This window comes from Bradyrhizobium betae (assembly GCF_004123905.1).
GTDB lineage: Bacteria > Pseudomonadota > Alphaproteobacteria > Rhizobiales > Xanthobacteraceae > Bradyrhizobium > Bradyrhizobium betae_A.
On sequence record NZ_MZXW01000047.1, the window covers coordinates 42405 to 66642 of the forward strand.

The following is a 24238-nucleotide window of genomic DNA, read 5'->3' on the forward strand; positions in this document are numbered from 1 at the left end:
GCAAATACGGAACAGACATGGAAAATACACTATCCATCTTTCCAACCATGGAGGTCACGCGCCGTACGGTCATCGAGACCGGCACCACCGCGCTCCTCCTGAGTAGCCTTCCACGTGGCGCGCTTGCCGCCGAGACCGAGCAGGCGGAACCGTCCGACATATCCATCGAACTGCGGGTGAACGGCCATCTGCACCATCTTACGCTCGATCCCCGTACAACCCTGCTGGACGCCCTCCGCGAACACCTGGCGCTCACCGGCTCGAAGAAGGGATGCGATCACGGCCAGTGTGGTGCCTGCACCGTTCTGGTCGAAGGACGACGCATCAATTCATGCCTCACACTGGCTGTCATGCACGATGGCCAGTCGATCACCACCATCGAGGGGCTCGCTTTCGGCCAAGACTTGCATCCCATGCAGGCGGCGTTCGTCGAGCATGACGGGTTTCAATGCGGTTACTGCACCTCGGGCCAGATCTGCTCCGGCGTGGGCATGCTGGCCGAGCGCCGCCAAGGCATGCCGAGCTATGTCACTGCCGATCTCACGCAGCCGCTGGCGGAGATGAGTGACAATGAAATTCGTGAGCGGATGAGCGGTAATATCTGCCGCTGTGCGGCCTACCCGAACATTGTCGCAGCGATCAAGCAGGCAATGGGAGAACAGACATGAAAGCCTTCTCCTATGAGCGCGCACGATCGGTCGCGGATGCGGCTAGCGCCGCGAGCAATCCCGGCGTCAAGATCATTGCGGGCGGCACCAACCTGCTCGATCTCATGAAGTTGCAGGTGGAGACGCCATCGACCTTGGTTGACATCAACCGGTTGCCGCTCGACAAAATTGATGAGACCTCGGAAGGCGGCTTACGCATCGGCGCGTTGGTCCGCAACAGCGATCTCGCGGCAGATCAGCGGGTGCGGCAGCAATACGGCGTGCTAAGCCGTGCCCTGCTCGCCGGCGCGAGCGCCCAGTTGCGCAACAAGGCGACCACGGCCGGTAATCTGCTGCAGCGGACGCGCTGCTATTATTTTTACGACATCACAAAACCCTGTAACAAGCGCGTACCCGGCTCCGGCTGTTCGGCACTCGCCGGCTTCAACCGCATCCATGCGATCCTGGGCGGGAGCGAGGCGTGCATCGCGACGCATCCGTCGGATATGGCGGTCGCCATGCGCGCACTCGACGCAAAGGTCGAGGCGATCGATCGCGAAGGAAAAGCCCGCACGATTCCCATCGCCGATTTCCACAGGCTCCCCGGCCGCACGCCGGAAATTGAATCGGCGCTGGCCTCCGGCGAGATCGTCACGGCTGTCACATTGCCCCCGCCGCCTCCAGGCGCTCAGATGTACCGGAAGGTGCGCGACCGCGCGTCCTACGCTTTTGCGCTGGTTTCGGTGGCCGCCATCGTCGACAGCGCAGGCGGACGAATCCGCTCGGCGCGGCTCGCCTTCGGTGGTCTCGCTCCCAAGCCGTGGCGCGTCGCCGCCGCCGAACACAGTCTCACGAATACAGCTGCCGGCGCCAATTCGTTCGACGCAGCCGCGGACGCAGTTGTCGAGGGCGCGCATGGATATGGCTCCAATGATTTTAAGATCCCGCTGACCCGCCGCACCCTGCATGCCGTGCTCGGCGAAATCACCCGCACTTGAGAGATCATCAAGATGGAAATGGATGGACCTGTCGGGGCGAACGCGCTGGATGCCGAGAAGATCGTCGGAAAACCGCTTGATCGCGTCGATGGGCGATTAAAGGTTACCGGCGGCGCGCACTACGCCTATGAAATGCAGCAGAATTCGCTCTACGGCTTTGTCGTTGAGGCCTCGATCGCAAAAGGGCGGATAGCCTCGATCGAAACGCTGACTGCCGAACGATCGCCCGGCGTCAAACTTGTCCTTACCTATCGCGACGCTCCCAAACAGGGCACCGGGAATCATCGTGAAGCGCATCCTGTGCTCACGGGTCCTGTCGTGTCCCACTACGGCGAGCCGGTCGCGTTTGTGGTCGCCGAGACGTTCGAGCAGGCGAGGGCCGCCGCCTATCTGGTCAAAGTCGAGTACGATCGGGAGAAGGGACAATACGCCCTGCCTCATCACCTCGCTCTGGCCCGCGTCCCACACCAGCCGGACGGTGCGCCGGCCGACAGCGAAGTCGGAAACTTCTCGGACGCCTACGCGAACGCTCCCGTGCAGATCGACGTGTCCTACAGCACACCGCTGCAAAGCCATGCGATGATGGAGCCGCACGCAACGCTCGCGATATGGGACGGAGACAAGTTGATCCTGCATACGGCGAACCAGATGCTAAACCAGGGCCAGCGGGTCATCGCAAGAACGTTGAATATCCCCCTCGCAAACGTGCGCTTGGTCAGCCCCTTCATCGGCGGCGGCTTCGGCGGCAAGCTATGGGTGAACGCCGATGCTATCCTGGCCGCGATCGCGTCGCGATACCTCAAGCGGCCCGTCAAGGTTGCCCTCACAAGGCAGCAGATCTTCCATGTGACGACGCATCGCTCGGACACCATCCAACGTATCCGCCTTGGCACCGATCGCGACGGCCGGATTGCCGCAATCGGTCACGACGTTTTCTCGGGCAACTTGCCCTCAGAACAAGTCTACGAGGCGGCTGCGCTGCAGACCCGTTCACTTTATGCCGGTCCGAACCGGCTGACGCGACATCGCTTGGTGCCGCTCGATATCCCTGTCGCATCCTCCATGCGCGCACCCGGCGAAGCTGTCGGATTGCTGGCGCTGGAGTGCGCTATGGACGAGCTCGCCGAAAAACTGATGCTCGATCCGATCGAGCTTCGGATCCGGAATGAGCCTGCCGAAGATCCCGAAAAACACATTCCCTACTCCAGCCGTCACCTGGTCGCCTGCATGCAAGAGGGCGCCCGCCGATTCGGTTGGGACAAGCGCAGTTCAACGCCTGGCCAGGTTCGGAATGGGCGATGGTTGGTTGGAATGGGCGTCTCTGCCGGGACCCGAGGCAATCCCCTCCGTTTCTCAAGAGCTAATGTGCGGCTTGATCCCGATGGTATAGCTACGGTGAGAATGGCGATGACCGACATAGGCACCGGGACCTACACGATCCTGGCACAGATCGCGGCGGAAATGCTGGGATTGCCAATGGGACGAGTGCGCGTCGATATCGGCGATACGATCTTTCCGGAGGCGGCCGGCTCAGGAGGTTCGTTCGGCGCGGCGAGTTCTGGATCAGCACTGTTCGAAGCGTGCCACGCGCTGCGCGAGAAACTTTCGGGGCTCGCCGGCATGGACCCCAATACAGCACATTTCGGCGACGGCCACATTGCGACGGGTGAGCGTTCCGTGAGCCTTACAGAACTTGTTGGCTCGGGAGTTGAAGCCGATGGCGAGATCAAGCCGGGCCGCAACAACCAGGACTTCTCCCAGCAGTCCTACGGTGCCCATTTTGCAGAGGTTGGCGTTGACCAGGACACCGGAGAAGTGCGCTTGCGGCGGATGCTCGGGGTGTTCGCAGCCGGCCGTGTCTTGAACGCAAAGACAGCGCGGTCGCAAGCCATTGGCGGAATGGTGTTCGGTGTGGGCGCAGCCCTGCACGAAGATCTCGTGCTCGATCCCCGCTTTGGTTATTTCGTCAACCACGACCTGGCTGAGTACCATGTGCCGGTACACGCGGATATTCCTGCCAGCCTGGAGGCGGTGTTCCTTCCCGAGCTGGACGAGCGATCCAATCCGCTGAAGAGTAAGGGAATCGGTGAGCTCGGAATCTGCGGCGCCGGAGCTGCGATCGCCAACGCTGTCTATAACGCGTGCGGCGCACGGATCAGGAACTATCCGATCACGCTCGACAAGGTGCTCGCTAGTCTGCCGGATCAGGCATAGCCGCGTACCGGCACTTTCAACTCTTCGGGAAACGCTTTGTCCTATCTGGCCGCGCCAGCCAACTTATCTATCAGGGTTCACATTAGGAGATACAGCATGAGAAAGCTCTCGACCATGATCGCATCCGTCACGATGCTCGTTGCATTCGTTCTGCCGGCTATTGCGGGTATCTCAACATATCCGCCGCGCATGTCTCAGACGGCAATCGCCCGCGCCGACAGCGGCTACGCCGCATTTGACCAGGCGCCGACATCTGCAACGGAACTCAATGAGCACGTTTATCATGGCGGACCGAAGGTCAACGATTGACACCGCCAAGCCATCGGCACGCCCGCCCCGCGGCGATGCCCTAGGCGGTGCCAGTCCGGCATGCAGACAGACCCGCTTCGGCGGGTCTTCTTTCGATGCGTATTCGAGCATGATCGGCAATCGGTCCAGTTCACCATCTTCGTGCGAATTCGGAAGGAGCGCGCCGACGCATAGACACTTCTTACCTGCGCCCAATTGGTTCGAATGGAGGATGCACGTGAGGTGTTGGTTGATCGCCGCCGGTTTTGCGCTGTTCGCGAGCGGTGCCGCATTTGCTCAGATGACAGGAATGGCCGCTCCGACGCCTACAGTCGGTGCAACCTCCCCGCTCGGCAGCACGACTGGTTCGCCGATTTCACCGATCGGAATTGGTTTGGGCGCAACCGAGCTGCCTTCAGCAGGCCTCAGCCCGGCTCCTGTTGTCACCGGTAGCATTGCCACACCTACGACCGGGACTGCATGCTCGACACTTGGGTCCTCGCCAAGCGGAATGTATGGCTCGACGTCGACATATGACGGCGGCGGAATGGCGATGGCTGGGTCAACACCAGCAACGGGCGGAGTCGGGAACACAGCGGCATCGACCTCGTCGGGAATAGGGACGACCTCATCATTGTCAATGACGTCAGCAACGATGCAGAGCCCCATCTCGGGCGCGCTCGATACCGCTGGCATGTCGGGCATGTGCGGCTCCGGCTCGAGCAGCATCGCCGCATCCTCCAGCCCAACTTCGACCCTTCCGACAACGTCCGGCGGCAGTCCCAAGACCGGTCTCCCCTTCGGTTCAACAGAGATCGGCAATCTCGGTGTCAGTTCCGCCACGCTGCTTCCCACGCCGGCAGTCCCGCTGGTGACAGGCAACGTGACGCCGATCCTACCGGCAATGCCGATCGTGACGCCGCCTGCGGCATCCGCTTCGACCTTCACACCTGGATGCCCATCCCTCGGCACGTCGACATCAACGGGCTCACCAAGCGGCTGCTGAGCTTCTGTCCTCCGGAGCAACCCTCTATGAAAAAGAAGATCGTCATTTCTGTCGCCGTGTTGGCTGCGGTCGCCGCGAGTGCCGGCCTGCTGCACTTGACGCATTTTCACCCGATGGAGAAGGCCGCGGCTGCACCGACTCCGGCGCCACCTGTTCCGATCGTTGCCGGGACTGTCACCCAGCATGACGTTCCGATCTATCTGACTGGCGTCGGTACGGTGATTGCCTACAACACGGATATCGTACGGGCGCAGATCCAGGGTCAGATCACCAGCATCAACTTTACCGAAGGACAGCGGGTCCACGCCGGCGATCTGCTCGCGCAGATCGATCCACGGCCCTATCAGGCCCTGATCGATCAATATGCTGCCAATCTCGAACGCGATCAGGCGCAGCTCGCAAATGCACGAGCGAATCAGACCCGCTACTCCCAGCTCGGCGACAAGGGCTGGGCGACGCCTCAATTGGTTGAAACGCAGAATGCGCAGGTCAGTCAGCTACAGGCGGCGATCAAGGCGGACCAGGCTCTGATCGACGCTGCGAACGTGCAGCTCAGTTTCACGAGACTTACATCTCCAATAGAGGGCGTGGTGGGCATTCGCCAAATCGATGTTGGGAACATCATCAGCCCGTCAAATACGAACGGCCTCTGCGTGGTGACACAGCTGGACCCGATTTCGCTGATCTTTACCCTGCCCGAGACCGTCCTTCCGCAGATCCAGCAACAGCAGCGGGAGACGAAGGCAGCGCTATCTGTTCTGGCCTACAATCAGGACAACACGATCCGCCTGGGTGAGGGACAGCTCGGGCTCGTCAACAACGAGATCCTGCAGACGACCGGCTCGATCCAACTCAAGGCGAACTTCGCCAATAAGGAGAACGGCCTGTGGCCGGGCGAACTCGTCAATGCACGCTTGCTGCTCAATACGCGACACAACGGCCTGACCGTTCCCGCCTCTGTCGTCCAGCAAGGACCGAACGGACCATATGCCTACGTCGTCAATCCGGACGGCACGGTATCTCTCCGCCAGATCAAGGTTGCCCAAGTCAGTGACGGCCAGGCGCTGATTGATTCCGGTCTGAAGGCCAATGAGCAGGTCGTGGTCGACGGGCAATACAAGCTGCGGCCGGGAACGCATGTCGTCCCACTGCACGGCAAGGCCGCAGATGAAGCCGTAGCTCAAGACGCATTACAGGCACCGATCCCATGAACATCTCCGCGCCCTTCATTCGCCGACCGATCGCGACCGCACTGCTGATGGTCGGACTGCTGGCTGCCGGACTCATCGCCTATCCGTTGCTGCCGGTGGCCGCACTGCCGAACGTCAACTATCCGACACTGACGGTCACCGCCCAGCTGCCTGGCGCGGACCCGCAGACGATGGCCTCGTCGGTGGCTTCGCCGCTCGAACTGCAGTTCGGGGAAATACCCGGACTCACGCAAATGACGTCGGCGAGCGCGCTCGGCTACACCCAGGTCACGCTACAATTCGACTTGAACCGCCAGATTGACGGGGCCGTCAGCGATACGCTTTCAGCCATCAACGCGGCAAGCCCGTATCTGCCGACTGGCCTGCCCTATCCGCCGACGATCCGGAAGGTCAACCCGGCCGACACGCCGATCCTTGTGCTCGGCCTCACCTCGGACAGCTTGCCGCTGACCACAGTCGACGCGTATGCCGAAAACATCCTGCTGCAGAAAATCTCGCAGATCCAGGGCGTGGGTCTCGTCGGAATTGGCGGCCAGCAGAAGGCCGCAGTTCGCGTGCAGGTCGATCCACAGGCCCTGGCCGCGCGAGGCATCAATCTGGAGGATGTACGAACCGTCCTTGGCCAAGCGAACGTCGATCTGGCCAAGGGAACGCTAAACAGCCCGCGACAGACCTACACGCTCAACACCAATGACCAGCTGTTTCACCCGGAGCAATATGCGGACCTCGTCATTGCTTATCGCAACGGCTCGCCTGTCCGTATTCGCGACATCGGCCGCGCGGTCAGCGCCGGAGAGAACGATCTGATCGCCGGTTGGTACAACAACCATCGCGCCATCATCCTTGCCGTACAGCGTCAGCCCGGAGCCAATGTCATCGAGACGGTGCAAAGCATCAAGGCGATGATGCCGACGCTCCAGGCGTCGATTCCCGCCGACATCAAGATCAACGTCATTTCGGACCGCACCCAGACGATCCGGGCTTCGGTTGCGGACGTGCAGTTCACGTTGCTGCTGACCATTGCTCTCGTGGTGATGGTTATCTTCATCTTTCTTCGTAGTTTCTGGGCAACCATCATTCCAGCCGTCACCGTGCCACTCTCGCTGATCGGCACCTTCGCGGTTCTCTATGAAATGGGCTATAGTCTCGACAATCTGTCGCTGATGGCGCTTTCAATCGCGGTCGGATTCGTCGTCGACGACGCCGTCGTCGAGATCGAGAACATCACGCGGCATATTGAGGAAGGCTTGTCCCCGTACGACGCCGCGATGAAGGGATCCGGCGAGATCGGCTTCACCGTCATGGCAATCACGTTCTCTCTAATCGCTGTCTTCATTCCGCTCTTCCTGATGAGCGGCTATGTCGGCCTGCTGTTCCGCGAGTTTGCAATCACGGTGAGTGTCGCGCTGGTCCTTTCCTTGGTGATCTCCAGGACTCTCACGCCCATGATGTGCGCCTACCTGCTCAAACCCGAGAGCCGTGAGCACGGCCGCCTCTATCGCTGGTCCGAACGCGGCTTCGATCTGCTGCTCAGCGCCTACGAGGCAGGTTTGAAGGTCGTGTTGCGACATCGCTTCATCACCATGATGGTGATGATCGGCACCATCGCCGTGACCGGGTACCTGTACGTCATCATTCCCAAGGGGTTCTTCCCTCAACAGGATACCGGCCTGATCCTGGGTCAATCGGAAGCTGCCCAAGACATTTCGTTCCAGGCGATGGCCGAGCGCCAGCAGGCCATGCTCGATGCGGTCATGCGTGATCCCGCCGTTGCATCGATCGGCTCGGCCGTCGGCGCTGGCGGAGGTACCTCCACCGTCAATGATGGCCGCGTGTTCATTCAGCTCAAGTCGGCCGACCAGCGCGACCCGATCGACAAGGTGATTGCACGATTGCGAACCAACCTCGCCAAGATCCAGGGTATCACGCTTTACATGCAGCCCGCGCAGGATATCACGGTCGGCGCGCGGCTGAACAAGACCCAGTTCCAGTACACCATGAACGACGCTGACGCGGGCGAGCTCAATCACTGGGCAGGTGTGCTCCTCGACAAGATAAAGACGTTGCCGGCGGTCGCGGACGTCACGACCGACCAGCTCAATGCGGGCCCGCTGCTCGATATCACGATCAAGCGCGAGGTCGCCTCGTCCTACGGCATCCTGCCATACACGATCGACAACACGCTCGATGACGCTTTCGGCCAGCGCATCGTCTCGACGATGTACACGACGCTGCAGCAGTACCACGTCGTGCTCGAGGTCAATCCGAAGTTCCAGTACGGGCCCGAAGCACTCAATGGCATCTACATCAAGTCATCGAGTGGACAACAAGTGCCGTTATCGACGCTGGTCGATTCGGTCGTCAAGGTCGCGCCGCTTGTCGTCAATCACCAAGGGCAGTTCCCTTCCGTGACGATCTCGTTCAATCTCGCGCCTGGAGCCGCGATCGGACAGGCGGTCGGCGGCATTCAATCGATCGAAAAGGAGTTGCATCCGCCGCTGTCGCTTCAGACGAGCTTCCAGGGTAATGCGCAGGCGTTCGGTGCCTCGCTGAAAAGTACGCCGGTTTTGATTGCTGCGTCGCTGTTCGTGATCTATCTCATTCTCGGGGTGCTCTATGAAAGCCTCATTCACCCGATCACCATCATCTCGACACTTCCTTCCGCAGGCGTCGGCGCGTTGCTGCTCCTGATGGCTGCGCATTTCGACCTGAGCGTGATCGCGGTGGTCGGGATCGTTCTGCTCATCGGAATTGTCAAGAAGAACGGCATCATGCTGGTCGATTTCGCCATCCAGGCCGAACAAGCCGAAGGTCTGACGCCGGAAGAAGCGATCTACCAGGCCTGTATCAAGCGCTTCCGGCCAATCCTGATGACAACGATGGCAGCGCTCCTTGGGGCCGTGCCGATGATGGTCGGCACCGGCGTTGGATCAGAAATCCGTCAACCCTTGGGTTACGCAATCGTCGGCGGTCTCGCCCTGTCGCAGATCCTCACCTTGTACACCACGCCCGTCGTCTACCTCTACCTCGATCGGCTGCAGAATTGGCTATTCGGTGCGCGACGACATCAAGCGGCGTCAGGCGACGTCCATCCGGCGCCTGCCGAATGAGCGAGCGCAACGCCTATCGCATTGTATTCATCAGATCTTGTGATCGAATCGATCTGAAAACTGCGTTGGTGTGCTGTCGTGGCGCTCCTACCTCATAGGGAGTAAGGCGGACCTTTCGAGCAATGCTCGATCGGTTCACCAGCAAGCAATATGAGGAGACACTAATGACGCTCGATAGCTCACGGCGTACCGCCCTTGTCAGCTTGGGCGCGTTGGCAGTCGGGACCGCTGCGCTTGCAGCCGGTTCCTCGCAGGCCGCAACGACCGCGCAGATCATCCCACCCGGCGCCCAAGAGCTCGGCGATTTGATGAGCCGGCTACGCGGCGCGCCGCGCCGACGCGATTTCAAGTCGGTGCCGATGATTCTCGAGCAGTCCGAGTTCTGGGACAACGAAGCGCTCAAGGAGATCATCGCCTATCGCGGCACGCACAAGCAGGTGTGGGACAACACCAATCTCGCGGGCCCTTGGCTCAACTTGATGCGCAACTCAATCAATGCCCAGGTCTTTTCCTTCGGACACAAGGACTTTCTGGCCGTCTCCGCCACGCATGGTACGGCGCACCTCGCGTTGTTCGACCATGTGATGTGGGAGAAGTATGAACTCGCGACGTTGACCGGCGACCGCTTCAAGACGAACACGCTGACGGTGCCGAAACCCGCCCCGAGTGCTTTCGCGCGGAGTGAGGATCCCGATAGCGTGTTCGGTCCCGTCGGCGACACCATCCCTGCGCTGCAGGAGCGCGGCGTCGTGTTCCTGGCTTGCCATAACGCGATCTGGGAAGTGACGGCAAAGCTGATCGCCTCCGGCAAGAATCCGGATCATGCCGCGCACGAGGCGGTGGCCGCCGAGCTGACCAACCATCTCGTCGATGGGGTCGTGCTGACCCCCGGAATAGTGGCGACCATTCCGGAACTGCAGCAGGCCGGCTTCCACTACGCCGCGTGAGCAGATCAAATACACAAAGCAGTCCTCGCCACCGCACTTGCCGCCGCCCTGCTTCTGCCGCTCGCCGCACAGGCCGCGGAACGGGTCCAGCACGGCTCCATCTTTCCTCCCTGGCAACACGGGGAGAACAACGACGCGGCGAAACGCGGGCTTTCCTTTACGGTTCCGCAGGTGGACGATCTCGCTGATTTCCATGGCGACGTATCCGACCCGAAGCTCGTGGTGTGAAGCGGAGCGCGGATCAACGATTCGAGCTCGAACACTTGCGTTCCTCCCTGCAACTGCTGGAAGCCCTGCTGCGCCTTCCGACGGAGAGCTTCGATCTGACGCTGCATACCAGCGATCTGCGCCTCTTTTTCCGAGACCTCGGCCTGAGGTCTTCTTCGGCTTCGATCTTGCGTTTTGGTGCACGGCGGACAACTCTTCCTTCTCTCCACCGTGCCGCGATCGAACGAAATCAACCGGTTCTGTCTGCCGGTTGCAAGCAGTCAATGCACGGCAACCTGATTTCCGATGTCGATCGGTCGCAAGAATGTCTCATCGTCATCCGCAAAGATGAATGTGCCAGGAGTGTTGCGATAACGCGCGGCTTGGTCGTGCAGTCGTGAATAAAGTACAGCCACACTGACGAACTGGTCATGCCCCAGACCGTCGTGCTGTGCGAGCCTCGAGATGTCGACGATTTGAACCTTTTCCTTCAGGGCCGCCTCGCGCACAACGGGATCGTCAACGTTGATATCGCCCGCACGCGCGATGCCGCCATCAATAAGACTGGACACTCGAAGCGCACCATCATCCTTGGAAACCAGAACCAGCAAAGGTGGATCGAGCGGACCGATGGCTTGTATCTGAGCACGGAACGTTATCGCGTTGATGTCGGGCGCCGCCAGCACAACACGCCCTAGCCGGGCGATCACTCGGTCTTTGCCTTCGATACGAAGCTGGCGCAGAGCGGCAACGGTCAACATAGCACCCATGCTATGGGCAACCACTACAATGTCGCTGACCTCGGAGCTGCTGCCCAACATTGTTAGTAGAGCCATCAGATAGTCCCGAGAATAGCTTGCCGATTGCTTGTCCATCTCATAAGCAGCTACCTGTCCTTGCGATGGCCAGGAGAACAGGATCGGAATCCCCTCGATTTTGATGTCCGCCTGCAATTCGGCGAGCCGGAACAGCGACTCCTGGAAGTTGCTGTTAAACCCATGGACGAAAACGAAGGCTTTGTGTTTTTTTCGCCGAGTATTGCCTTGCGGAGCGACGGCCTTGCGAAAATCGGCTTCACTCATCACGGCCTGATCTACTACAGCAAAGCTGCTCCTTGGATCGGGTGGTGCGGTCGGCATTTCGACATTGCCGGACTTGTGGTTGGGCGGCACCGAGACGACAAACTTTGCAAAGTTAAGTGCATTCGCACTGTTCGCAGTGAACACGTTACCGGACGAAATCTCGCGCTCACGCGTGGTCGCCACATAGATCTGCAGGGCCTTTTCTCCAGACGAGGCGGCCACGGGCGTCAACACCTCCGGGCCAAGTCTGGCAGCGCAACCGGCCAAAATGAAGGAAAATAGAACAGCAACTGCCCAATCTACCCTGCGACAACGAAAGCTGCTCCACATGGCAACGGTCTCCAAGCCAATACGCACTGATCTATTCACTTGCTATTAGCGCCCGACGCTAGGGCGCATGGACTTACGCCAACGATCCGGCTGACCATGACTTTTATCGGTGAAGCCGCACTCTGCGGCTACATGGATCACAACGCCGGTCATCGCGCAGCTTTTTTCTTGGACAGCACGCGCTGCTCAAATGGCCCGTTGTGCGGCGCCATTGCCAAGGAAAGGCGAAACGCTCGCGAAAACTGGGCACCTTCGCGCTTCGTTCCTGCCGGGGGGCCCGCCCGCCCCGGACCAGCCGCGACACTATAGCCCGGCCGCCGGCAGGACGTGGTCGACAAACAACTGGATAGCTTGGTCGGGATACCTGAGGGCGGAGAGCAGGCTGCCGACGCTGGAAGTTGTGACGTCGTTAACGGTGTGCCCGGCTGACTCGGATCGCAAATTCGCGGCACGTTGGCCTCGTCGCCGATCGCGTCCCGCACCCCACGCGGCAGATATAAAAACAGCGTGCGACAGGGGCTTATCGAGGACAGCGGAGGGAGCTCGCTTCAGGCCATGAAGACAACTCTCGCTGGCCCAAAAGCCGCACACCAGTGCTCTTGGGCCATCCTCCCAAAACGGCAGTCTATAGCCCTCAGTCATCACTCCATCCATCGGATGGTCCATTCTGCTCCACCCCGCCGTTGCGCGCTGTAGCGATTCCCCGCGGCGTACGCTAGATTGAGGTAGGCACAATTCGAAAAATGGAGCTGTTTTCTTCAAATGGCGATCAAATCGGATAAGTTCAGCATTTTTCGCGCAAAAAGGCGACATCCGGCGCCGCTGCGAATCCGCTAGGGCCAACAAGCGAGATCAATCACGGATGGCGGCTCAGTCAGCGGGGATCGTGAACTGAAAGAGCGTCCCCCTTGGCTCGCACCCGGTCGCCCACAGCCGCCCACCGTGGGCTTCGATTATCGAGCGGCAGATTGAGAGGCCCATGCCCATGCCGTGGGGCTTCGTCGTGTAGAAGGGTTCAAATAGACGCGGCAGGCTCTCCGGGCGCAGCCCATGGCCGGTATCCCGCACCGCGACGCACACGCGCTTCGACTCAATACTCACGGTGCTGATGTGTAATTCGCGGTTCCCGTCCTCGACGTCACCCATCGACTGGATGGCATTGACGATCAAGTTCAACATCACTTGTTGCAGTTGCACCCGATCGCATTGGATGCGTGGCAACTCGCGCGCCAGTTGTGTGCCCACCGTGACGCCGCTCTTGATCGCTTCGCTGCGGATTAGGGCGGTCACCTCCAGGATCGCCGCATTGAAGTCGACGATCTCCTTCCGGGGTGGCGCTTTTTTGAAGAGAGACCCGATCCGGTCGACGACGTCGCTGGCTCGACCGGCGTCGCTCACAATGCAGGTGAGCGCCTCCCTCACCTCCGCCACATCGGGCGGGCTTTTGTCTAAAAAATTCAGAGCCGCACGCGCGTTGTTGAGTGCCGCTGCGGTGGGCTGCTTGATTTCATGAGCAACCGAGGCCGTCAACTGGCCCATCGTCGCGACCCGGTTGGCGTGCGCCAGCGCCATCTGCGCCTCGCGATATTGCCGCTCGAGGCGGGTGCTCTCCAAGGCAATGGTAGCTTGCGCAGCGAAGTCCCTGAATAGGGAAATCTGGTTGTCAGTGAACGGCTGCACCTGTTTGCGGGCCAGACTAATTAACCCGACTATCTCATCGTCTTTGAGCAACGGCACAAACAGGCCCGTTCGAATACCTGCGTTCACCACCGTGATCAAAAAATCATCCCGATGATCGCCTTCAACTGCTGTGAAGTCGGGGATGTGGGTGGGTAACCTGCTTGCCGCTAATCGATCCGGAAGGCTCCCCTTTTCTGCGAGAACCGGGATTGATGACCACACCTGACTAACCAAAAAGGGATCCCCTCGCACCGCCACGAGACGAAGGCCGCATTCTTCGGAGAGACGTAAGGCGCCTGAGTCTGCTCGACAGAGACGTGTGGCGCTGTCGAGGATGGCGTCGAAGATGGGCTGCAAGTCGTGCGGCGAGTTCGCAATGGCGTGCAGCACTTCCGACATGGCCGTCTGTTGCTCCTGCGCGCGCATGAGTGCCGTCACATCGGTGCCGGTGCCGCGATAGCCCTGGAATTCTCCGTTGGCGTCAAACACCGGCTTGCCGCTGGCCTTCACGTACATCGGAGAGCCGTTGCCGCTCAACCCGCGATATACGAAGTCACGGAACGGTTCACGTGAACCGAGGGCTGCCCGGACAAGCCGCCACTTCTCGGGTTCCGTTTCAAGGTCGAGAGCGTGATCCCAGTACGCCGTGCCGATTCGATCGGCGGCGGGTGCGCCAAACGCATTCTCGGTCAGCAGCGTGAATTTGTAGTCCGGACCGATTTCCCAAAACCAATCCGAGGCGGTCTCGGCGTAGTCGCGGAATTTCGCCTCACTCTCCCGCAATGCTACTTCGGCCCGCTTGCGTTCCGTCACGTCGATCTGTGTAGCGACCACCTCGACCAGTTCCCCATTTGTCGAGAACACGGGTTGGCGGATCGATTCGAGGTATTTGACCGTTCCTTCGGGCAGTACGATTCTGAATTCGGTCGAAAAGCCTCCTTTTCCGTTCAGCGAGTCCTCAACCTCGGCGCGCACCCGGTTTCGGTCATCCGGGTGGATCCGTTGCCATACGGCTTCGGGCCTCGGGAGGCCATCGCGGGGATCAAACTCAAAAATTCGATAGGTCTCCTCTGACCAATAGAGAATTGCCGTCGCATTATATGCCGATGCGCCGGTGTGACTCAGCCTCTGTGCTTCAGCTAGATGGGCTTCGCTGCGGCGTAACGCTTGCTCGGTCCGCTTCTGGTCATCGATGTCGTGACCGGCGCCATACCAGTTCACAATCACGCCGTTCGCGTCGCGCAGCGGCACGCGCCTGCTGCGGTGCCAGCGATAGACGCCATCGGCTCGACGCAGTCGCCATTCCTGGTCGTACGGCTCGCCCGTCGCGAGATGTGCGAACCAAACGCGCGAGCGTTCCGGGTAATCTTCCGGATGCACCACGCTTCTCAGCTTGTCGAACCCGACCTCTGGACCGACGAATTCGCTAAACGTCTGATTCATGAAATCGGCGATGCCGTCTGGCCGGTAACGCACGACATGAGCCGGTATAGTATCGATGATTTGACGGAGCTTGTGTTCGCTTTCCCGTAGGGCTTGCTCGGCGCGCTTGTGCTCCGTCAAATCAAGGACGAACGCGACGCCCTCGTTGCCGCCCTCCTCGACCAGCGCTCCTCCAATCAGCACGGGTACGCGGCTGCCATCTTTTCGGAAAAACTCCTTCTCGTACGGCTGCGCCGTCGTATTTGAGGTCAGTTCCGCCAAGGCGCGCCTGTCACGCTCGCGCCATTCCGGAGGGGTCAGGTCCGTCCAGCGTATGCGACCTGAAACCAGATCGGCCCGTTCATGTCCTACGAGATGAAGAAACGCGTCATTGGTCTCAAGAACTCGACCCTCCAAGCCCGAAAAGAAAATACCGATGATGTTGGAGTCGAACAGGCGCCGAATCTTCGCTTCGCGTTCTGCGAGATCGCGGTTCGCCTGCGCAAGCGCCAACGTGCGTTGCTTCTCGGCTTCGAAGAGGCGCACGTTTTCGATCGCAATCGCCGCCTGGTCGGCGAAGGATTCGAGAAGCGCGATCTGGTTGTCGGAGAATGGTCGGACCTCCCATCGCCGGAACAGAATTACTCCAATCGGGGTCCGCTCGCGCAGCAATGGTGTTCCGAGCGTGGTGCGATGGCCCTGGCGTTTTGCGTCACTGCTGCCCGACGGGTACTCGCTATCCTCTGCGGCGAGATCGTGGACATGAACCGACCGCCGATCACATATGGCTCGTCCTAACACCCTGTCGCGATTTACGGGAAATCCCTCACGGGCTTGAATATGCACCGGAAGTTCCCCGTATGAAGCCACCAGGCGAAGAAGGTTGTTCTCCAGGCGGTAGATCTCCGCATTGTTCGAGTCGCACAGGCGTGCGGCATGTTCGGCCACCACGTCCAGCACCGACTGAAGCGGCGACTCGGAGATGATGCGCAGCATCTCGGAGGTGGCAGTTTGCTGCTTCGTAGCCTCGATCAGGCGCTCCCGTGCGTTGGCGATCTCCCGCTTGCATGCTTTAAGCTGTCGCTCGAGATCGGCGCGGGTCTGGCGTACTCGACCAACCTGCGCCTTCGCTTCGGTCAAGTGAGGCTTGCGACCTCGGGTTCGGCTCTTCGGCCCTTTGCGAGACATGGTAACCTCCCTCGCCGGACTAGCCCCAATGCCGACCGTTACAGCCGGGACGGGCCTGCGGGGAGAATAGCATCCCGGCGCGGGTCAGCACATTGGCCGCTAATGGGTCAAAATGCGAAGATATCAACGTGAGCAAATCTGGTGGATTGTAACGCGTGGCAGCGCATCTGAAAATTCCAAGTCGTGCGTTGCCTGCTGCCCCTTTGAAGAACTGATCGACCAGCCCTTGGGCCGGACCGCTGTCAGCGGCGCGTCTATGGGAAATGGAAAGCGCGCTATTGAGCAAAGGAGCAGTGAGGTCTGTTTTGCGGTCAAAAGCAGCGGTGGACGCCAAGTTGGATATGCGTCCGGTTTCCCCCTCAAAAGGCGACATCCGGCGCCGCTGCTGATGGTTCCGCTAGGGCTGACAAGCGACATCGCTCAAGGATGGCGGCTCAGTCAGCGGGGATCGTGAACTGAAAGAGCGTCCCCCTTGGCTCGCACCCGGTCGCCCACAGCCGCCCACCGTGGGCTTCGATTATCGAGCGGCAGATTGAGAGGCCCATGCCCATGCCGTCGGGCTTCGTCGTGTAGAAGGGTTCAAAGAGACGCGGCAGGCTCTCCGGGCGCAGCCCATGGCCGGTATCCCGCACCGCGACGCACACTCCCCCCGGCTCGATACTCACGGTGCTGATGTGTAATTCGCGGTTAGCTTCATCAACGCTACTCATCGACTGGATGCCGTTGAGGATTAGGTTCAACATCACTTGTTGCAGTTGCACCCGATCGCATTGGATACGTGGCAACCCGGCAGCCAGCTGCGTGCTGGCCGTGACGCCGGTCTTGACCGCTTCGCTGCGGGTTAGGGCGGTCACCTCCAGGATCGCTGCATTGAGGTCGACGGCTTCCTTCCGGGGTGGCGCTTTTTTGATGAGAGACCCGATCCGGTCGACAACGTTGTTGGCTCGGTCGGCATCGCCTACAATACAGGCCAACGCTTCCCTAATTTCACCCAGATCTGGCGGCTGCTTATCCAAAAAATTCAGAGCCGCACGGGCGTTGTTGCGTGCCGTCGCGATGGGCTGCTTGATTTCATGAGCAATCGAGGCGGTGAGCTGGCCTATGGTGGCGACGCGGTTGGCATGCGCCAGCTCGCTCTGAATCTCGCGATATTGCCGCTCGCGACGGGTGCTCTCCAAGGCAATGCTGGCTTGCGCAGCGAAGTCCATGAATAAGCAAATCTGTTTGTCGGTGAACGGCTGTACCCGCGTGCGGCCCAGACTAATTACCCCAACTATCTCATTGTCTTTGAGCAACGGCAGAAACAGGGCCGTTCGATAACGAGCCCTCGCCGCCGTGACCCAAAGGTCAGCCCGATAATCGCCTTCAAGTGCTGTCAAGTCTGGGATGTGCGTGGGTAACCTGCTTGTGGCTAATCGACCCAGAAAACTCTCCTTGTCGAGCACTGGGAATGATAACGTCACCTGACTAACCAAAGAGGAGTCCCCTCGCACCGCAACGAGACGAAGGCCGCTTTCTTCAAAGAGACGCAAGCTGCCCATGTCTGCTCGACAGAGACGCTTGGCGCTGTCGAGGATGGCATCGAAGATGGGCTGCAAGTCGTGCGGCGAGCTCGCAATAGCGCGCAGCACTTCCGAAATTGCCGCCTGCTGCTCGATGAGTTCGGTCACCAGATCTTGCGGCCCTGAAGCGGTCATTTCAGCGCGGACACCCTCGTTCATGCGGAGCAGCCTCAGCTTAAACGGTGAGGGCAGCATAACAGCTCCAGCCGCAGTTCGCGATAGCTCTCAGGGGCGTCCAAACCGAAGATGCGGCCAAACAATTGGCGTCTGATCTGAGCCATGAAGAGACTTGGTCACGCAAACCGTTCTTCCTTGCCCGAACATCTCAGCTCTATATGCAAGAGGCTCTCGTCTAGCCACAATATGGCACCGATCGCATTTTTGGGTGCCTGTTTTTGGGTTGACGGGCAAAAGCAAATGTAACCTAATCAATGCCTTAAAGTAGTCCTCCTGGCAGGAGGCCTTCATGAACGAGCTCTCGGGCTACGTATTCTCGCCGCTGCGGGAGGGCGACATCGCTCTATACCGGGGCTCCGGCAACGGCTTGACGCCGATCCTGCTTGTTGCCGCAGAAGAAACCTCGCCCGGTTCCGTCGAGCGACTTGAACACGAATATGCGCTCAAGTCCGAACTTGACGCCGACTGGGCGGCGCGACCCGTTTCGCTTACGCACGATAACGGCCGTATGAGACTGGTGCTTGAGGATCCCGGCGGTACGCCGCTCGATCGACTGCTTGGCCGGCCCCTGGACGTATCGCATTTCCTGCGCATCGCGATCCCGCTCGCCGGCGCGCTCCGCCATGTACATGAGCGTGGCCTCATCCACAAGGACATCAAGCCGGCAAATATCCTCGTGGAATCGGCAAGCAGCGACGTGTGGCTGACGGGGTTCGGCATCGCTTCGCGTCTGCCGCGTGAGCGCCAAGCCCCCGCCCCACCAGAGGTGATCGCGGGCACCCTCGCCTACATGGCGCCGGAGCAGACTGGCCGGATGAACCGCTCGGTCGACTCCCGAAGCGACCTCTACGCGCTCGGCGTCACGTTCTACCAGATGCTCACTGGCTCCCTGCCGTTCACCGCGGCCGATCCGATGGAGTGGGTGCACTGCCATATCGCTAGAAAACCGCTGCCGCCCGGTGAACGGTTGGAGAATATTCCCGCTCCGGTATCCGAAATCATTATGAAGCTCCTCGCGAAGATCGCCGAGGAACGCTACCAGACTGCCGCGGGAGTCGAGGCTGATCTTCGGCACTGTCTTGTCGAACGGGAGCGTAAAGGGTGCATCGCCCCGTTTGCGCTTGGCGAACACGACGCGCCCGATCGGCTGTTACTTCCCGAGAAATTGTACGGAAGGGCGCGCGAGATAGAGACCTTGCTCGCCTGCTTCGACCGCATAGTAAACAGCGGTGCGGCAGAGCTTGTGCTGGTCTCCGGATATTCCGGCATCGGAAAATCCTCGGTCGTCAACGAACTTCATAGAGTGCTTGTTGACCTGCACGGGCTCTTCGCATCAGGCAAATTCGACCAGTACAAGCGTGACATCCCCTATTCCACTCTGGCGCAAGCATTTCAGAGCTTGGTCCGGCCACTGCTTGGCAAGAGCGATTCAGAGTTGGCTGGATGGCGCCAGGTCCTTCGCGAAGCATTAGGCCCGAACGGGCAGCTTATCATAGACCTGGTTCCGGAGCTGAAGGTCATCGTCGGCGACCAGCCGCCGGTCCCTGAGCTGCCACCCCGTGACGCTCAACGCCGCTTTCAGCTGGTTTTCCGGCGCTTTCTCGCAGTGTTCGCCCGGCCGGAGCACCCGCTGGCGCTGTTCCTCGACGATTTGCAATGGCTCGACTCGGCAACGCTCGACCTGCTGGAGGATTTGTTGACCCAGCCGGACGCGCAGCATCTGATGTTGATCGGGGCTTACCGGGACAACGAGGTCAATTCCGCCCATCCTCTGATCCGCAAGCTCGAAGCGATCCGCAAGGCGGGTGCGGTCGTGCACGAAATCATCCTTGCGCCTCTCGCCTGTGAAGACCTGGAACGGTTGATTGGCGATGCTCTTCACTGCGAACCCGAACGCGTCATCGCGCTGGCAGAACTGATTCATGAGAAGACGGCGGGCAATCCATTCTTCGCCATTCAGTTGATCTCCGTACTTGTCGAGGAGGGTCTGCTCACATTCGATTATGGTGAAGGGCGATGGTCCTGGGACCTGAACAGCATTCGTGCCAAGGGTTATACCGACAACGTCGCTGATCTCATGGCGGCGAAGCTGAGCCGCCTGCCGCCAGCGACTCAGAAGGTTCTCGGCAAGTTAGTCTGCCTGGGGCATGCTGCCGAGTCGGAAACGATAGCGCTGGTTCACGAGGCGAACTACGAAGCGACAAACGTAGCACTGTGGGAAGCTGTTCGGGTCGGCCTCGTCCTTCGTTCCGGCGGCACGTACGCATTCCTCCACGATCGCGTCCAAGAGGCGGCCTATACGCTCGTCGCCGAGGAGGAGCGGGCCATGGCGCATCTTCGCATTGGCCGATTACTTGCCGCGCGCACCCCACCGGAGCACCTCAAAGAGAACATCTTCGACATCGTGCACCAGTTCGGCCGTGGCGCGGCGCTGATCAGCACAGAGCGGGAGCGCGAGCAGGTCGCCACATTCAATCTAATGGCAGGTAAGCGCGCCAAGGCGGCAACCGCCTACGCCGCAGCCCTGCGGTATTTTGTCGTCGGAAGCCTGCTGCTGGGGGAGAATGGTTGGGAGCGGTGCTACCAGCTCACCTTCGACCTCGAACTCAACAGGGGCGAGTGCGAATACCTGACCGGGGAATTGGCGGCAGCGGAAGAACGGCTCTCGCAACTGTCGACGCAGGCGCGGACCATTGTTCACGCCGCCGCAGGCGCTTGCGTGCGCATCAATCTGTATACGACCCTCGACCGGAGCAATAGGGCCGTCGAGGTAGGGCTGGAATATCTCCGCCGGGTTGACGCCAGATGGCCGCAGCACGCGACAGCCCAGGACGTCCAGCAGGAGCATGATTGGCTGCGGCAACGGCTCGGCTCCGGCTCGATCGAGGGGCTGCTCGACCTGCCGCTGATGACCGATCCCGACCGGCGCGCAACCATGGACGTGCTTACGGTACTAACATCGCCCGCCTTGTTCACCGATTTGAATCTTTTCCGCCTCGTTGTCGGCCGGATGGCGAGCCTCAGCCTGGAGTATGGCAACAGCGACGGATCGTCCCTTGCGTATGCATGGTTGGGTGGTGTGCTCGGGACACACTTCTGCGATTACCAGGCAGGTTTCCGCTTCGGGAAGCTTGGCCTGGATCTGGTTGAGAAGCGTGGTCTTGATCGGTTCCGAGCTCGCGTCTACCTGGTTTTCGCAGTCCATGTCGCGCACTGGACGCAGCCCTTGGCCACGAGCCGCGCCTTCCTGCGGCGCGCTTTCGAGGCCGCACAGGAAGCGGGCGATCTTTCTTATGCCGCTTACAGTTGCATTGACCTGACGGCAAACCTCTTCGCCTCCGGTGCTCCACTCGACCAAGTCGAACGAGAGGCCGAAATAGGGATGAAATTCGCGCAGGACGTGGGCTTTGGTCTTGCCGGCAACAATCTTACTGTACAATTTAGGCTGGTCCGAATGTTGCGTGGACTGACACTGGACTTTGGTTCCTTCAATGACGCAAAGTTCGACGAAAGCCGCTTCGTACAGCGATTTGAAAACAATCGCGGGCTGAGCATTTGCGCGTGCTGGTATTGGATTCGCAAGCTGCAAGCCGGCGTCTACGGCAGCGACTCCGTACGTGCGATCACGGCGGCAACGAAGCTCGCGCCGCTGCTGTGGACAGCGCCCACGCAAGTGGAGCAGTCTGAATATCAATTCTATGGCGCCCTTGCGCGGGCGGCACGGTATGATGAAGCTCCGGCCGAGGAGCGATCCCAGCATTTGGCGGCGCTGGCGGATCATTACAGGCAGATGGCTGTTTGGGCGGAAAATTGTCCGGAGAATTTCGGGAGCCGCGTTGCACTTGTCGGCGCAGAGATCGCCCGGATCGAAGGCCGTGAGTTCGATGCTGCTAGTCTCTACGAGCAAGCGATCGGCTCGGCCCGCGCAAATGGCTTTATTCACAATGAGGCGCTCGCTTACGAACTGGCCGCACGCTTTTACGCGGCGCGGGGGTTCAAGCAGATCGCGGAGCTGTATCTGCAGAACGCCCGCTACGGTTATCTCCGTTGGGGGGCCATCGGGAAGGTGCGACAACTTGACGAGACGTATCCAGACCTCAGACAGGAAGACTCACTTCCCGGCTCGATGAGCACCATTGGTGCGCCGGTTGAACACCTCGACCTCACGACGGTGATCAAGGTGTCGCAAGCCGTCTCGAGCGAGATCGTTCTCGAAAAACTGCTCGACACGCTCATGCGCACCGCGATTGAGCAAGCGGGTGCCGAGCGAGGTTTGCTGATTGTTTCACAGGAAAACGAGCAACGGATCGCAGCGGAAGCCGTAACGAGTGGTGATACGATTATCGTGCGCCTGCCTGACCAGCCTGTGACCGCAACGGCGCTGCCGGAAGCGCTCGTTCGGACCGTCCTTCGCAAGCGGGAGGCCTTGATACTCGACGATGCCGCGGTTGAACCCGCCTTTGCCGCCGATCCCTACATTCGGCAGCACCAATGCCGGTCCATTCTCTGCGTTCCTTTAATCAATCAGAGCAATCTCATCGGCGTGCTCTACCTTGAAAACAACCTAGCCCCCAGAGTCTTCGCGCCAGCCCGGATCGCGGCACTGAAGCTGCTCGCCTCGCAGGCCGCCATCGCGCTGGAAAATGCGAGTTTGTACCGCGATCTCAGCGAACGCGAAGCGAAGATCCGACGCCTGGTCGACGCCAACATCATCGGGATCATCATCTGGGAGCGTGGCGGCCGGATTCTGGAAGCCAATGACGCGTTTCTCCGCATCGTGGGATACGATCGGGCGGATCTCGTTTCACGCCGCCTGCGCTGGACCGACTTCACACCGTCGGAATGGCCCGGCAGCCATGAGCGATGGTGGATCCCGGAGCAAAAGATGATGGGGAGCGGACAGCCGTTCGAGAAGGAGTACCTCCGGAAAGATGGCAGCCGTGTTCCCGTGCTGGTCGGTGTAGCGAGCTTCGAAGAACGTAAGGATCATGGAGTATCTTTCGTCGTCGATCTTACCGACCGCAAGCAGGCTGAACTAAGTCTGCGGGAGAGCGAGGAGCGCTTTCGCACGCTCGTACAATTCTCCTTCGACGTGTACTGGGAATCGGATGCGCAGCATCGCTTCATCCGTCAGGATTTCGCGAAAGGCCTTGCAGACCCGCCGGCGCCGGGCTCTGAAATCGGCAAGACAAGGTGGGAGGTGCCCTACTTGGAGCCTGACGCGGAGGCCTGGCGCAAGCACCGGGAGACCCTCGAGGCCCACCTGCCTTTCCGCGACTTTGAGCTCGCGCGACCCGCCGACGACGGCGGCAAGCGCTACATATCCGTTTCGGGCCTGCCGGTGTTTGATAAGGCGGGGCGCTTCATCGGCTACCGAGGCGTCGCGCGGCACATCACCGAGCGCAAACGAGCAGAAGAGGCGCTGCGGGACATGCAAATGAAGCTGGCGCACGCGAACCGCGTCTCCACCATGGGCCAGCTTTTGGCCTCGATCACCCACGAAGTGAAACAGCCGATCGGCGCAGCACGTAACAACGCGCGTGCCGCCCTGAATTTTATGGACAAAATTCCGCCAGATCTGGGCGAGGTCACGGAAGCGCTCGGCTGTGTGGTGGACGATGCCGATCGAGCGGGAGACATCATCGACCGCATCCGAGATCACATCGAGAAGGCGCCGCCCCGGAGAGAGTGCCTGGATATCAACGCGGGTATCCGCGATATGATTGAGCTCACCCGCGACGAATGGGTGAAAAACGGCATCTCAATGCAGGCAGACCTTGCGGACGGCTTGCCGCTCATTGAGGGCGACCGGGTACAGCTGCAACAAGTGATCCTCAATCTGATCGTGAATGCCGTCGAGGCTATGAGCGACGCCGGCGACGGGACGCGAGAGTTGCTCGTCAGCAGCCGGAAGGCTGACCCGGGAGACGTGCTCGTAACGGTGCGAGATTCGGGTCCGGGACTGGCGCCGGAGACTCTCGATCACGTTTTCGAAGCCTTCTACACGACGAAGCCTGGCGGTTTGGGGATGGGCCTATCGATCTGCCGTTCGATCATCGAAGCGCACGGCGGCCGATTATGGGCGAGCGCGAACCTGCCCCGCGGCGCCAGCTTTCAATTCGCCCTGCCAGCGATCGCGGACACCGCGTCGTAATGCTGCACTCGCGAG

General features: G+C 60.3%; 12 protein-coding genes. 8 read left to right on the forward strand and 4 right to left on the reverse strand.

The window, feature by feature from the left end:
• Positions 1 to 17 precede the first annotated feature (17 nt).
• The 4 genes from B5V03_RS31980 to B5V03_RS31995 all read left to right on the forward strand — a co-directional run bounded on the left by B5V03_RS31980 (position 18) and on the right by B5V03_RS31995 (position 4168).
• Entirely contained in the window at positions 18 to 668 is a 651-nt protein-coding gene (locus tag B5V03_RS31980) for a 2Fe-2S iron-sulfur cluster-binding protein (RefSeq protein ID WP_129274442.1), read from the forward strand.
• Positions 665 to 1645 (forward strand): FAD binding domain-containing protein, encoded by a 981-nt coding sequence (locus B5V03_RS31985; RefSeq protein ID WP_129274381.1) that lies wholly within the window; start codon positions 665 to 667, stop codon positions 1643 to 1645. Before B5V03_RS31980 ends, B5V03_RS31985 begins: the two co-directional genes overlap by 4 nt.
• A 12-nt stretch (positions 1646 to 1657) precedes the next feature.
• Positions 1658 to 3859: a xanthine dehydrogenase family protein molybdopterin-binding subunit gene (locus tag B5V03_RS31990; protein ID WP_129274382.1), complete on the forward strand. Its 2202-nt coding sequence runs from the start codon at positions 1658 to 1660 to the stop codon at positions 3857 to 3859.
• A gap of 96 nt (positions 3860 to 3955) precedes the next feature.
• Positions 3956 to 4168: a hypothetical protein gene (locus B5V03_RS31995; RefSeq protein ID WP_129274383.1), complete on the forward strand. Its 213-nt coding sequence runs from the start codon at positions 3956 to 3958 to the stop codon at positions 4166 to 4168.
• A gap of 276 nt (positions 4169 to 4444) precedes the next feature.
• Here the strand turns inward: B5V03_RS31995 and B5V03_RS32000 are convergent, their stop codons facing one another.
• Entirely contained in the window at positions 4445 to 5095 is a 651-nt protein-coding gene (locus tag B5V03_RS32000; RefSeq protein WP_129274384.1) for a hypothetical protein, read from the reverse strand.
• An 84-nt stretch (positions 5096 to 5179) separates the two neighbouring features.
• Between B5V03_RS32000 and B5V03_RS32005 the strand changes: the two genes are divergently transcribed.
• The 3 genes from B5V03_RS32005 (at position 5180) to B5V03_RS32015 (ending at position 10421) form a co-directional block, all read left to right on the forward strand.
• Positions 5180 to 6364: an efflux RND transporter periplasmic adaptor subunit gene (locus B5V03_RS32005; protein ID WP_129274385.1), complete on the forward strand. Its 1185-nt coding sequence runs from the start codon at positions 5180 to 5182 to the stop codon at positions 6362 to 6364.
• Complete coding sequence (locus tag B5V03_RS32010) at positions 6361 to 9474, forward strand: efflux RND transporter permease subunit (protein ID WP_129274386.1); 3114 nt, start codon at positions 6361 to 6363, stop codon at positions 9472 to 9474. The genes B5V03_RS32005 and B5V03_RS32010 overlap by 4 nt, the downstream gene beginning before the upstream one ends.
• Before the next feature lie 164 nt (positions 9475 to 9638).
• Positions 9639 to 10421 carry a transcriptional initiation protein Tat gene (locus tag B5V03_RS32015; RefSeq protein ID WP_129274387.1) on the forward strand — a complete coding sequence of 261 codons (783 nt, stop codon included), beginning with the start codon at positions 9639 to 9641 and terminating at the stop codon, positions 10419 to 10421.
• A 488-nt stretch (positions 10422 to 10909) separates the two neighbouring features.
• Here B5V03_RS32015 and B5V03_RS32030 read toward each other — a convergent pair whose 3' ends face one another.
• The 3 genes from B5V03_RS32030 to B5V03_RS32040 form a co-directional block, all read right to left on the reverse strand.
• A complete protein-coding gene (locus B5V03_RS32030) occupies positions 10910 to 12040 on the reverse strand; it encodes an alpha/beta hydrolase (RefSeq protein ID WP_129274388.1) in 1131 nt (376 codons plus the stop codon).
• Between the two features lie 870 nt (positions 12041 to 12910).
• Entirely contained in the window at positions 12911 to 16282 is a 3372-nt protein-coding gene (locus tag B5V03_RS32035; protein WP_245502393.1) for a PAS domain S-box protein, read from the reverse strand.
• A 482-nt stretch (positions 16283 to 16764) separates the two neighbouring features.
• A complete protein-coding gene (locus B5V03_RS32040; protein ID WP_206736214.1) occupies positions 16765 to 18051 on the reverse strand; it encodes a sensor histidine kinase in 1287 nt (428 codons plus the stop codon).
• Positions 18052 to 18358: 307 nt separating this feature from the next.
• Between B5V03_RS32040 and B5V03_RS32045 the strand changes: the two genes are divergently transcribed.
• Positions 18359 to 24223: an AAA family ATPase gene (locus tag B5V03_RS32045; protein WP_129274391.1), complete on the forward strand. Its 5865-nt coding sequence runs from the start codon at positions 18359 to 18361 to the stop codon at positions 24221 to 24223.
• The last annotated feature ends 15 nt before the right edge of the window (positions 24224 to 24238 follow it).

Excerpts from the sequence above, each read along its gene's own strand:
- B5V03_RS31985 (WP_129274381.1), top strand. The coding sequence starts at position 665 with ATGAAAGCCTTCTCCTATGAGCGCGCACGATCGGTCGCGGATGCGGCT.
- B5V03_RS32010 (WP_129274386.1), top strand. The coding sequence starts at position 6,361 with ATGAACATCTCCGCGCCCTTCATTCGCCGACCGATCGCGACCGCACTG.
- B5V03_RS32030 (WP_129274388.1), bottom strand. The coding sequence starts at position 12,040 with ATGTGGAGCAGCTTTCGTTGTCGCAGGGTAGATTGGGCAGTTGCTGTT.
- B5V03_RS31980 (WP_129274442.1), top strand. The coding sequence starts at position 18 with ATGGAAAATACACTATCCATCTTTCCAACCATGGAGGTCACGCGCCGT.
- B5V03_RS32015 (WP_129274387.1), top strand. The coding sequence starts at position 9,639 with ATGACGCTCGATAGCTCACGGCGTACCGCCCTTGTCAGCTTGGGCGCG.
- B5V03_RS32040 (WP_206736214.1), bottom strand. The coding sequence starts at position 18,051 with ATGAACGAGGGTGTCCGCGCTGAAATGACCGCTTCAGGGCCGCAAGAT.
- B5V03_RS32045 (WP_129274391.1), top strand. The coding sequence starts at position 18,359 with ATGAACGAGCTCTCGGGCTACGTATTCTCGCCGCTGCGGGAGGGCGAC.
- B5V03_RS31990 (WP_129274382.1), top strand. The coding sequence starts at position 1,658 with ATGGAAATGGATGGACCTGTCGGGGCGAACGCGCTGGATGCCGAGAAG.
- B5V03_RS32005 (WP_129274385.1), top strand. The coding sequence starts at position 5,180 with ATGAAAAAGAAGATCGTCATTTCTGTCGCCGTGTTGGCTGCGGTCGCC.
- B5V03_RS31995 (WP_129274383.1), top strand. The coding sequence starts at position 3,956 with ATGAGAAAGCTCTCGACCATGATCGCATCCGTCACGATGCTCGTTGCA.